Here is a 12,079-nt window from a genome sequence, read left to right on the forward strand (position 1 = left end):
TGCCATGAAGAGCTTTACCGACATCTTCGTACGTCGGCCCGTCCTTGCCTTGGTGGTCAGCGCGCTGATCCTGGTGCTCGGCTTGCGGTCGATGACCTCGCTCCCGATTCTGCAATATCCGGAGACCCAGAACGCGATCGTAACCGTCACGACGACCTACGCGGGCGCCGATTCCGATATCATCGCCGGGTTCATCACCACACCGCTAGAGAACGCGATCGCCCAAGCCAACGGCATCGACTACATGACGTCAACCAGCCAGACCGGCGTCAGCACGATCACCGTCAACCTCCGGCTCAACTACGACTCCGGCAAGGCGCTGACCGAAATCAACACCAAGGTGAATTCGGTGTTGAACCAGCTGCCGTCAGGCGCCGAGCAACCGACCTTGGCGCTGAAGGTCGGCCAAACAATCGATTCCATGTACATCGGCTTTGCGAGCACGGCGCTCAATGCCAATCAGATAACCGATTATCTGACACGCGTCGTGCAGCCACGCCTGCAGGCGGTGGCAGGCGTGCAGACGGCCGAGGTGGTCGGCGGCAAGAAATTCGCACTCAGGGCATGGCTCGATCCGATCAAGCTCGCCGCTTACGGACTGAGCGCGACCGACGTGTCGAGCGCTCTCACCAGCAACGACTACATCTCCGGCCTCGGCACCACCAAGGGGCAACTCGTTCAGATCAATCTCACTTCATCAACCAACCTGCACTCGCTTGAAGAATACAGGAACCTGGTCGTCAAGGAGAGCGACGGCGCCATCATCCATCTGAGCGACGTGGCCAACGTGACGCTGGGCAACGACGACTACGATTCGAGCATTAGCTTTAACAACCAGCCAGCCGTCGCCATCGGCATCCAGGTGGCGCCGAGCGCCAACCTTCTCAACACCATCAACGGCGTCAAAGCCCTGCTGCCTGATATCACGGCGCAACTGCCGACAGGTCTCTCCGGGCAGATCATCTATGATTCCACCGACTTCGTGAACAGTTCGATCAGCGAAGTGGTGCACACGCTTTTCGAAGCCGGACTGATCGTGACCGTGGTGGTCTTCCTCTTCCTCGGCTCCTGGCGCTCGGTTCTGATTCCCATCGTGGCTATCCCGCTGTCACTGATCGGTACCTTTGCCCTGATGCTGGTGATGGGCTTTTCCATCAACCTATTGACCCTGTTGGCACTGGTGCTAGCCATCGGTCTGGTCGTCGATGATGCGATCATCGTCGTGGAAGGCGTCAACCGCCATATGGACGAAGGCATGAAGCCGTTCGACGCCGCACTGGCGGCGGCGCGGTCTCTGGCCAGCCCCATCATCGCCATGACCGTGGTGCTCATCGCCGTTTATGTGCCCGTCGGCTTCCAGGGAGGGCTTACCGGCGCGCTCTTCACGGAATTCGCCTTTACGCTCGCCAGTGCCGTGGCTGTTTCGGCGGTGATCGCGCTGACGTTGTCGCCGATGAACTGCGCCTACCTGCTCCGGCCCATCCCGCGCGACAGCTCGTCTTTTGAGGCGCGTTTCGTGCATCTGATCGATCGGACCATGGAACGGCTGAGCCACGGCTATCGCCGGCTGCTTGAAGGCACCCTGAATTCGGTCTCTGTGGTCCTCGTCTTCGGTGCCATCGTCCTCAGCAGTATCTACTGGCTTTATACGTCCTCGACCAGCGAGCTTGCTCCCGAAGAGGACCAAGGCGTCATCATGACGTTGACGACAGCTTCGCCCACCGCGACGCTACGGCAACGCCAGTTTTACTCCGAACAGGCCTATCAGGCCTTGTCTAAACACCCTGAAACCGAGCTGGTTTTCCAGATCGAAATGCCAGGACAATCCATCGCCGGCTGGGTCCTCAAACCCTGGGACCAGCGGGCGGCAACGACCAAGACGCTGCAGCCCGCGGTCCAGTCAGAGTTGAATGGCATCGCCGGTGTCAGAACCGTGGCTTTCCAGCCGGCACCACTGCCCGGCAGCAACGGCCTGCCGATCCAGTTCGTGCTTTCGACCACCAAGGAGTTCAAGGACCTCAACGACGTCTCAAACCAGTTCATCGCCGACGCGTTGAAAACTGGACGGTTCATCTTCCTCGATACCGATCTCAAGTTCGATCAGCCGCAGGCGCGGATCGTGTTCGATCGTGAAAAGGTCGCCCAGATGGGGCTGAACATGTCGAGCATCGGTGGGGGGCTCGCCACCATGCTCGGTGGTAACAACACCGGCTACTTCAGCCTTGATGGCAGATCCTACAAGGTCATTCCGCAGGTGCAGCAGATGTCGCGCCTGAATGTAGACGACGTGCTCAACTATCATATCAAGACCAGCGACGGGCAGAGCATTCCGCTCTCGACCGTCGCGCATGTGGAGACCGTCGCTACGCCGCAGTCGCTCAACCACTTCCAACAAGTCAACGCGGCCACCATCTCGGGCGTCGCGATGCCGGGCGTTGCCATGGGCGAGGCGCTCCAGACGCTGCAGGATCTGGCCGCCAAGTCGTTGCCGCCGGGCTATTCGGTTGACTACGGCGGACAGTCGCGACAGCAGATCAAGGAGTCGGGCGGGTTCGTCACGACATTCGCCTTCGCGGTGATCATCATCTTCCTGGCGCTGGCAGCTCTGTTCAACAGCTTCCGTGACCCGCTGGTGATCCTGGTTTCGATCCCCATGTCGCTGTTCGGCGCGCTGATCTTCATCAGTCTCGGTGTTGGTGGTGCCAGCATCAACATCTACACTCAGGTTGGACTGGTGACCTTGATGGGGCTCGTCAGCAAGCACGGTATTCTGATGCTTGAAGTCGCCAACGAACATCGAGCCGCCGGTAAATCCAAGCGCGAGGCCATCGTCGAAGCGGCGGAGATCCGGCTGCGGCCGATCCTGATGACCACGGCGGCCATGGTGCTCGGCGTCGTTCCGCTGATCTTGTCCTCCGGCGCGGGCGCAGCCTCCCGCTACGCCATGGGCTTGGTGATTGCCAGCGGGCTGACGATCGGAACTTTTTTCACTCTGTTCGTGGTGCCTACGGTCTACGTCCTGATTGCCAAATCGGACAAACCCCGCAGCGCGGATGAAGTCGAAGCTGCGCCTACTGCAATATGAAACCGTCACCCCGGGAGCTCCCCGGGGTGACCTCCCCGCCTCTTGAACGCGGCCGAGTGCGAGGGAAGGCGCCCAAGCGCGCCCCTCCTGACAACCCACGACGATGACGCGTTATCCGACGCTCTGGCGGCCACCATCGCCACTCGGCATCCTGCGAACCGGCGTACTTTCGCTGGAACATCCCATCTCCCCGACCGACTTCCGCCCCTTGCTTGACAGCCTCCGCAATCGTCCGTAAAAAAAGTGAAACCGCTTTCACAATCATAACGGCGGGGGAACACTGGTGCGTTTCTGGAGGGTGATCGAGCCCTACATCGGCTTTCTGTTGCAGGGCTTTGCCCTGACTGTGGCTGCTTGCCTGCTGGCGATTGCCGGCGCGGTGCTGCTCGGCGCGCTGACGGCCTCATTACGCTCGTCGGATAATCGGTTGGTACGCGGCATTGCCAACGCCTACGGCGACGTGTTCCGCAACGTGCCCTTCCTCGTTCAGTTGTTTTTCTTCTTCTACGGTCTGCCTGAACTCGGAATCTACGTTGGCGCCTTCGAGACCGGCGTCATTGCCATGTCGATCGCCGGTGGCGCCTTCGTCTCCGATGTCATCCTATCGGGCATCCTGACTGTCGATGCCGGGGTGATCGATGCCGCCAAGGTATCTGGCCTCAGCCGTTTCAAGATCTTCACCCGCATCGTACTGCCGATTGCCATGCGCGTCTCGGTGCGACCAATGGGCTCGGTGCTGATTAACCTGGTTCTAACCTCGTCGATCCTGTCCACCATCACCGTCAATGAACTGACCGGTACCGCCAAGATCGTCGCTGCCACCACCTTCAAGCCGTTCGAGGTCTATGCGGTGCTCCTGGTGCTCTACGCATCGCTGACGACGCTGCTCTCCTTCGCCATCTCGGCGGTGCATCACCGCCTCAACCGCTTCATGACGGGGGGCTGATGCGCTACGCCGATTTCACCCCCTATGACATCATTCTTCTGCTGCAAGGGCTTGGTGTCACGCTGGCTCTGTTCATCGGCACGACGCTGATCGGATTGGCGATCGGGCTTTTGCTGGCCGTCGTCCACCACTACCGGCTGCCGGGCTGTCGACCGGTCATCGTCGTCATGACCGAGGCGCTGAAGAATTCGCCGGTGCTGGTTCAGTTGTTCCTGGTGTTCTTCGGCATTCCCGCCTTCCTGCATATTAGGATGACACCGGTCGAGGCGGCGACACTGACCATCAGCCTCAACACCGCCGCCTTCGCTTTCGTTGTCTTCCGCTCCGGGATCGAATCCGTCGATCGCGATCAGATCGAAGCGGCCAAGGTATTCGGCCTTAACCGGTCCCAGATTTTGCGGCTCGTCATCGCGCCGCAGGCCGCCGCCTTCGCCGTCGGACCGCTGGTCGGCATCCTGGTCAACCAGTTGCAGGTGACCTCGCTGATCTCAGTCATTGGCGTGTTCGACCTCACCAAGATCGGCAACATCCTGAACCTCAGGACGCTGCAGCCCTTCATCGTCTGGGCGGTGATTGGGCTCATCTATTATCTCGCAGCAAAGGCACTTGCTCATGCCGGCGGCCGCATCGAGGCGGCGCTCCGCAAGTCCGTCAAATGGGGAGGCATCTGATGATCGTCGCCGAAAACGTCGAGAAGCGCTTCGGCGAGACGCTCGTGCTGAAGCGCGTCAACCTTCGGGTCGAGCCGGGCGAGGTCGTGACCATCCTCGGGGCTTCCGGCTCCGGCAAGTCGACCTTGATCCGCTGCATCAACGGACTGGAGACGCTGTCCGGCGGACAGATCACTGTCGATGGCCATGACGTCTCCACCAAGGCCGGCCTTGTCGCCGCCCGTCGAGCATCGGCTACCGTCTTCCAACTGTTCAACCTTTATCCGCACATGACGGCGCTTGGAAATATCACCCTCGCTCCGATCGAAGTGCTGAAGCTGCCGAAGGCGGAAGCCGAGGCGCGTGCCCGTGCGCTGCTCGACCGGGTCGGCCTGTCGGCGCAGGCCGATGCCTATCCGCAGCAGTTATCCGGTGGACAACGCCAGCGCGTCGGCATCTGCCGGGCACTTGCCATGCAGCCGCGCTATCTGCTGCTTGACGAAGTAACCTCGGCCCTCGACCCGGAGATGACCGGCGACGTGCTGCGCATCCTCGCCGGACTCGCCGCCGAGGGCACGACCATGGTGTTCGTCACCCATGAGATCGAATTCGCCCGCCACATCTCCAGCCGCATCGTATTCCTCGAGCAGGGCGAACTGATCGTCGATCTGCCAACGGCGGAATTCTTTGCCGAGGATGGCGGCCTTGCCGTGCCGCGCATCCGGCAGTTCCTGTCCAAGATGAAAAAGGACTGAGCCTTGATTTTGCTTGCCAATACCGAGGCCGAGCCCGGTTTTTCCCATGCCGTCGATACCCTTCTGGCCGGGGGAGCCGCGCTTGACGCGCTGGTCGAGGGCATTGGCCACGTTGAGGCGGCGCCGAGCGTCCGCTCTGTCGGCTACGGCGGCTGGCCCAACATGGTTGGCGACATGGAATGTGATGGCGCTGTGATGGACGGCACCACGCTTTCCGTCGGCGCGGTCGGCGCGGTGCCGCGAACGCTGCACGTGGCCGCGCTGGCGCGCGAGGTAATGCGCCGCCTGCCGCACGTCATGTTGACCGGCGAAGGCGCTCGTCGTTTCGCAAGTGAAATCGGTTTCACTGAGGACGACGTGCTCTATCCCGACAGCAAGCGGGTCTGGCGCGAAAAGCTCGACGACCTGCTCGACGACAAGGCGCGGGCCGCCTTCCCGAACATACCGCTCATCCCGCTCTCCAACGCCATCACTGATCCCGAGCGGGTGCGCGACACCACCGTGTTCCTCGGCGTCGACGCGGGCGGAAACGCGGCCGTTGCCACCTCGACGTCCGGCTGGGCCTGGAAGTATCCGGGACGGCTTGGCGACAGTCCGATTCCCGGCGCCGGTTTCTACGCCGACAGCCGCTATGGCGTCGCCGCCTGCACGCACACCGGCGAGATGACCATGCGCTGCGTCACCTCGCATGCCGTGGTGCAGGGACTGAAATTCGGCCTTTCCCTCGATGCGGCGGTAGAGCGCGCCGCCGAGGACCTCCTCGCCCTCAAGGGTGGCTTCATCGGCGAGGTGGTCATCCATGCGCTCGACAATAAAAACAAGCATCGCGTCGTCACGCTCAGGGCGAGCAAGCCGGTCTCCTATTGGTTCTGGGAACCCGGCATGCCCGCACCGGAGCGGCGGCAATCGGAACAGCTTTGACTAGAGGAGACACATCATGCACAGGTTTCTGAAGACAACTCTTGCCGCCGCGGCCGTCTGCTTGACGCTGGCGAGCGCGGCCAGCGCCGGCTCCAAGCTGCAGGAAATCCTCGACGCTGGTACCATCCGCATCGGCGTATCGCTGGGTGGTGAGCCTATCGGCTTCCGCGACGACAAGAACAATCCGGTTGGCTACGACGTCGATGTCGCCACCATGCTGGCCGAAAAGCTCGGCGTGAAGCCCGAGTTCACCGACGTCTCGGGCGACGCCCGCGTCTCCATGCTGGTGGCCAATCAGCTCGATCTGGTGGTCGCCAACACGTCGGCGACGCTGGCCCGCGCCAAGGCGGTCAGCTTCTCGATCCCCTATAACCGCGCGGGTCTCCGCATCATCGTGCAGGCCGATGCCGGCATCACCACGCTGGAAGGCTTGGCCGGCAAGAAGGTCGTCGTCGGTCGCGGCACCACCGGTGAGACTTTCCTGAAGAGCGCCGTGCCGACCGCCGAGCTGGTCTACACCGACAACTTCTCGCCGGATGGCGTGCTGCTGCTCAAGCAGAAGCGCGTTGACGCCGGCATCGAGGACTCGTCGATGCTCGACTACCTCGCCACCAAGGACCCGTCGCTGGTCACCCTGCCGGGCCTGTATTCCAACGACCCGATCGGCATCGCCATTGCCCAGGGGGACCCTGACTTCCAGCGCTGGGTCGACATGTTCGTCTCCGATTACATCCAGTCGGGCGCCTATCAGGCCAACTACAAGAAGTGGTGGGGCGAGAAGGCCAACCCGCCGACGCTGACCCCGCTCTGGTAAGAAGGCGGCAATAGACCGCCATTTATGGACCGCAGACGCGCCTCGGCGTCGGTGAAAACCGGCGCCGAGTTTTTTTGCAGCAGCGGCGCCTGCATAAGCTGACGCCGGGCTTTCATATTGGGAAATTCAACCGGTACCGCGGGCGATGAAGCGCGTCGGAATGTCCAGTCCCATGGCTGGAAACTCCTCCGGCGCCTTGAGATAGGCCAGGATGCTGGCAACCAGCTCCGACCGGTCGAACCCGACGCTGGAAATATCGTAGGCGGCGAAATTGCCCTTTTCGACAGCGTCGAAGCCGTAAAGCAGGTAGTCGGTCGGCGGCCGCCGGCCCACTCGGCCGAGGCTGTCCATCACGCCCATCGCCATGGAGTCGGAGGTACAAAACACGGCGTCCGGCAGGACACCGGCAATGGCCGCTGCCGCCTTGGCACCCGAGTCATAGGAATAGTCGCCGCCGATCTCCAGAAGAAGGCGGATACCGGCAGCGGCACAGGCCGACCGATAGGCGTTGATTCGCGCCTCCTCAACCAGCGAGCTGGCACGGCCGGTAACCAGAACGGCGCTGCCAACGCCACGGTCGCGGGCGTGTCGCACCAGTTCGCCGATACCGCTCTCTTCGTCGATATGGATGCGGGCGCTCTCGGCATCGGCGCGACCGTTCAGCATCAGTACGTTGTCACTGTGGAAGAGGGCGCGCACCTCGCCGGCATCGGCGAAGTCGGAGAATACCAGCGCGGCATGCACGTGGTAGCTCAGCGAATTGCGAAGGAAGTCGTCGATGCGCTTGGTGCGGCCGACACGGATCAGGATGGCCTGCTTGCCGAGCGACTGGATGGCTTCGAGCAGCGGATCGAACAGGTCGAGGTCGGAGAGGTCGCTGAGGTAATTGATGATGACAGCGACAAGGTCGATCGACTTGGTGGCAAGGCCGCGCGCCAGTGGGTTCTGGTGATAGCCGAGCTCGGCCGCTGCCTTCAGCACCCGTTCCTTCTTCTCAAGCGACACCGGCCGGCGGCTCGGCGACAGTGCCCGCGACACGATGGCCGGTGCCACCCCGGCCACACGCGCCACATCGGCGATCGTCGGGCGTTTGCCCTCGCGAGGCGGCTTTTCGGTCATGGTGGCAGGGTCCGTTCCGGAGTGGATGCAAGAGCTTATCGCATGATTGGAAGTAAAGTGGAAAGCATGTTGCGCCCCGCTTTTCTCAATAGGTCAAGGTATTCCCTCTGAACAAACGACGGCTGGGGGTGAACCGTTATTTCACTCTTTTCTGGAATCATGGGTTCAAGACAGGAGTAGAAGCGTGAATTCCGACGAAGTGTCCCGCCAACCTGATCTGCGTGCGGTATCCGATCAGCTCGAGGCTGCTCGTTCGCGGATTGAGGAACGTTTCGTTGAGGGTGGCAGGGCGCTCATGGCGGCCTATGACATCGTCGCCCGCCTTCTTGCCGCGATCGAAGGCGTCACTGGCGCCCTTGATGACCAGGCCTGCGAAGAAGCAGCCGCCCGGCTAACCGCGACGCTGAAGGGCCTCACCGATCTCGTGGAAAGCGAGGCCGCCGCCGGGCGGCGCCTCGCATCGGTCCTCGCCGACGGCGAAGCCATCACGCCGCGCACGCGCGACATGCAGCGCTCACTGCGTTATCTCACGACCTGCGCCATGCAAACCAGGATTGCCGGTGCCGGCGTGACCGAGTTCGGCCAATTTGCTGACGATGTCGACAAATACGTTGGATCGGCGATCGGGCAGATTGATGTTTTTGCCGCAAAGGTCGGCGAACTGAGCACCCAGCTTGCGGCGGCCTGCGCCAGCGGGAAAGGCCCCAACCTGGAGGCTCAGGTATCAGCCGTTGCCACGACATTGACCGAAGCGCTCGATGCGGTCCATCACCGCCGCGCCGGCCTGAGACGCCTCGCAGCCGGCACGACGGATGTCGCAAGATCCGTACAGGAAAAGGTCGGCAAAGTGCTGTCGGCGCTGCAAGTCGGCGATGTGGCCCGTCAGCGGATCGAACATGTGCAGGCCGGCATCGCCATCCTTCTCGACGAACTCAAGCGGTGCGAGACAGACCGACAAGCCGAGGCGCTGACGGAAGTCGCCATTCGCCTGCTGGCCGCGCAGACCTCCGCGTTAATCAAGGACTTCACCGAGCAGACGCGTGTGGTTGTCGCTTCCATCGAGGGGCTGGCGGTCGAAGCGGAGCGAGTCCTTGCGCTGAACGGCAAGGCGGGCGGCGGCGGCAACGAAACTATGCAGGCGATCGAGGAAGGCGTCAGCCTCACCCGCAACGTGGTGGGCGACATTGAACGATCAGGCGCGCTCGCTGCCGCCGCCTATGCCGCCACCAAGCAAGTTGCCAACGAACTGCTCAGCAACATGGGCAACATCGGCAATATCCGGAGCGTTCGCGACGACATCCGGTGTCTTGCCATCAACGCTTATCTCCGCAGCAACCGCCTGGGGGCGAAGGGCCGTGCCGTCGGCGTGGTGGCCGCGGAAATGAATATCTATGCCGCAAGGCTCGGCGTCGCAGCGGAGGACATACTGCGGCGACTGTCGACCATGCGAGAGACGGCGGCCGGCATCGACGCCGAAGCCAAGGGCCGCAAGGTCGACATCGGCAGCGAGGTCGATGGCGCCGTCGCCACCCTACGCGAGGCCAGCGCACGGACCAGCCTGCATCTTCAGGAAGCGGCGGACAGCGGCAACGCCATAGCCGAGCGTATCGGGCATATCGCCCGTGACATCAATTTTGCCAAAGATCTCGGCGAGCATCTGGAATCCTGCCGCCGGCTGTTCGGCAGCGATGGCAATCTCAGTCTGGCGCGGGACGCCAAGGAGCATGCCGGCTTCTCCGAGCGCCTTTTTGCCGTCTATACGATGGCCGCCGAGCGCGACATTCACCGCGCCATTCTGGGATCGAACGGCGCGCCGACGCCGACAGTCGTCGCAAAAGAGAGCGAAGACCTGTTCGACGACGTTCTGTTCTGATCCCACTCGGATTGCCCGCCGTCGATTGGCCGAAGCGCCGACATGACGGGCATCGCACTCCCTCCTATAATCCTCTCAGAAAGAAGCGGACCAAGGCGGATCGCTTCTCACGACCGGAGAGGAAAATGAAAAAGCGCCCGCTCGGGAAAACCGGCTTCGACATCGCGCCACTGGTGTTCGGTGGCAATGTCTTCGGCTGGACCATTGACGAGAAGGCCAGCTTCGACGTGCTGGATGCCTTCGTCGATCACGGCTTCGATGCCATCGACACCGCCGACGTCTATTCCCGCTGGAAGCCCGGCAATCAGGGCGGCGAATCCGAGACGATCATCGGCCGTTGGCTGAAGGCCCGGCCGGGTGTCCGCGACAAGGTGAAGATCTTCACCAAGGTAGGTTCCGATCTAGGCCTTCCTGGCGAGAAAGGTCTCGGCGAGAAATGGGTGCTACAGGCGGTCGACCGGTCGCTTGCCCGTCTGGGTATCGATCGGATCGACCTCTACTTCTCGCATTGGCCGGACGAAACACCCTATGAGGAAACACTCGGTGCCTATGACAAGCTGATCCGTGGCGGCAAGGTCAGGGCGATCGGAGCGTCAAACGTCAACGCCGAACAACTCGGCGCGGCGCTTTCCGTGTCGCGGCAACAGCATCTGCCGACCTATCAGGTGCTTCAGCCCAACTATAGTCTGGCCGAACGTGGGCAGTTCGACGGCGCGTTGCGCGATCTCTGCATGCATGAGGATATCGGCGTCATTCCCTACTATAGCCTCGCCTCGGGCTTCCTGACCGGCAAGTATCGATCCGCTGACGACCTTAAAGGCAGCAGCCGGGCAGGCAGCGTCGAGAAATACATCAACGCACGTGGTTTCGGCATTCTCTCGGCAATCGACCAGGTGGCCGAAGCTCACCATGCCAAGCCGGCGGAAGTGGCGCTCGCCTGGCTGATGGCTCGCCCGGGCATCACGGCGCCAATCGCCAGCGCGACCAAGGTGGCGCATGTCGAGAGCTTCGCCCATGCGGCGACGCTGCATCTGGCGCCGGCCGAAATCGATCTGCTGGACAAGGCAAGCGCCTGACATCAAGTCGGCCGGAAGAAAAGCCGTGACTGTTCCCCGAGGGGACCCGGTCACGGCGTCTTCCCTTATAAGTCCCCGAAATGCGCTTCCCGCATCAGTGCGACGCCGCGGCTGGTGCCAATGCGGTTCGCCCCAGCCTCGACCATCGCCATGGCCTCGGCAAAGGACCGGATGCCGCCCGACGCCTTGACGCCGACGTCCGGCCCTACCGTATGTCGCATCAGGGCCACGGCTTCGACGGTCGCGCCCTTCTGGGTGAAACCGGTAGAGGTTTTGACAAAATCGGCGCCAGCCGCCTTGGCGGCAAGCGAGGCAGCGACGATCTCGTCGTCCGTCAGAAGTGCCGTCTCTAAGATCACCTTGAGCAGCGCGGGACCGCAAGCGGCTTTCAGCGCCGTCACCTCTTCGCCAATCGGGCCGGCACCGACACTCTTCAGGGTGCCGATGGAGATCACCATATCAACCTCAGCGGCCCCTTCAGCGATCACCCATTCCACTTCGCGACGTTTGAGGTCGGTGGAGGTGGCGCCAAGTGGGAAGCCGACCACCGAGCAAGTTTTGACCGGCGAACCGCGCAGGGCCGCCACCACGCGCGGGATATTGAGCGGGTTGACGCAGACGGAGGCAAAGTTCCACTGCAACGCTTCGGCACAAAACTGCTCGACATCGGCCTCGGTTGCATCCGGCCGCAGGATCGTGTGATCGATGATGGCGGCGAGCGCTGCCGACGAAGTGATGGACATGATGTCTCCCATCATATGCTCTGGCGCAAAGACGCGCTCGTTCGAACTATACTGAGGTTGCCCCGCTACGGAATGCGCCGAAAGTTCAGGGACGGAG

The 12,079-nt window shown here is 62.2% G+C and carries 10 protein-coding genes; 8 read left to right on the top strand and 2 right to left on the bottom strand.

Going from position 1 to position 12,079, the window contains the following annotated elements; translation table 11 throughout:
* The first annotated feature begins 4 nt into the window (after positions 1-4).
* The 6 genes from AB6N07_RS23590 (at position 5) to AB6N07_RS23615 (ending at position 7,171) form a co-directional block, all read left to right on the top strand.
* A complete protein-coding gene (locus AB6N07_RS23590) occupies positions 5-3,085 on the top strand; it encodes an efflux RND transporter permease subunit (RefSeq protein WP_370675475.1) in 3,081 nt (1,026 codons plus the stop codon).
* Between the two features lie 283 nt (positions 3,086-3,368).
* Positions 3,369-4,031: an amino acid ABC transporter permease gene (locus AB6N07_RS23595; RefSeq protein ID WP_370675476.1), complete on the top strand. Its 663-nt coding sequence runs from the start codon at positions 3,369-3,371 to the stop codon at positions 4,029-4,031.
* Complete coding sequence (locus AB6N07_RS23600) at positions 4,031-4,702, top strand: amino acid ABC transporter permease (RefSeq protein WP_370675477.1); 672 nt, start codon at positions 4,031-4,033, stop codon at positions 4,700-4,702. The genes AB6N07_RS23595 and AB6N07_RS23600 overlap by 1 nt, the downstream gene beginning before the upstream one ends.
* Positions 4,702-5,436, top strand: coding sequence for an amino acid ABC transporter ATP-binding protein (locus tag AB6N07_RS23605; protein WP_370675478.1), 735 nt, complete (start codon positions 4,702-4,704; stop codon positions 5,434-5,436). Before AB6N07_RS23600 ends, AB6N07_RS23605 begins: the two co-directional genes overlap by 1 nt.
* A gap of 3 nt (positions 5,437-5,439) precedes the next feature.
* Positions 5,440-6,357 (top strand): isoaspartyl peptidase/L-asparaginase, encoded by a 918-nt coding sequence (locus tag AB6N07_RS23610; protein WP_370675479.1) that lies wholly within the window; start codon positions 5,440-5,442, stop codon positions 6,355-6,357.
* A gap of 16 nt (positions 6,358-6,373) precedes the next feature.
* Entirely contained in the window at positions 6,374-7,171 is a 798-nt protein-coding gene (locus AB6N07_RS23615; RefSeq protein ID WP_370675480.1) for a transporter substrate-binding domain-containing protein, read from the top strand.
* A 126-nt stretch (positions 7,172-7,297) separates the two neighbouring features.
* On the opposite strand, the gene AB6N07_RS23620 is transcribed toward AB6N07_RS23615, so the two are convergent.
* Positions 7,298-8,290, bottom strand: coding sequence for a LacI family DNA-binding transcriptional regulator (locus AB6N07_RS23620; protein WP_370675481.1), 993 nt, complete (start codon positions 8,288-8,290; stop codon positions 7,298-7,300).
* Positions 8,291-8,474: 184 nt separating this feature from the next.
* Between AB6N07_RS23620 and AB6N07_RS23625 the strand changes: the two genes are divergently transcribed.
* Positions 8,475-10,163 carry a hypothetical protein gene (locus AB6N07_RS23625; protein WP_370675482.1) on the top strand — a complete coding sequence of 563 codons (1,689 nt, stop codon included), beginning with the start codon at positions 8,475-8,477 and terminating at the stop codon, positions 10,161-10,163.
* Between the two features lie 125 nt (positions 10,164-10,288).
* The gene (locus tag AB6N07_RS23630) at positions 10,289-11,239 is read left to right on the top strand and encodes an aldo/keto reductase (RefSeq protein ID WP_370675483.1); all 951 of its coding nucleotides are present in this window, start codon (positions 10,289-10,291) and stop codon (positions 11,237-11,239) included.
* Between the two features lie 65 nt (positions 11,240-11,304).
* Here the strand turns inward: AB6N07_RS23630 and deoC are convergent, their stop codons facing one another.
* Positions 11,305-11,982, bottom strand: coding sequence for a deoxyribose-phosphate aldolase (gene deoC, locus AB6N07_RS23635; protein WP_370675484.1), 678 nt, complete (start codon positions 11,980-11,982; stop codon positions 11,305-11,307).
* Positions 11,983-12,079 lie beyond the last annotated feature (97 nt).

The sequence above is a fragment of the Pleomorphomonas sp. PLEO genome (assembly GCF_041320595.1).
In the GTDB taxonomy this organism is placed as follows: domain Bacteria; phylum Pseudomonadota; class Alphaproteobacteria; order Rhizobiales; family Pleomorphomonadaceae; genus Pleomorphomonas.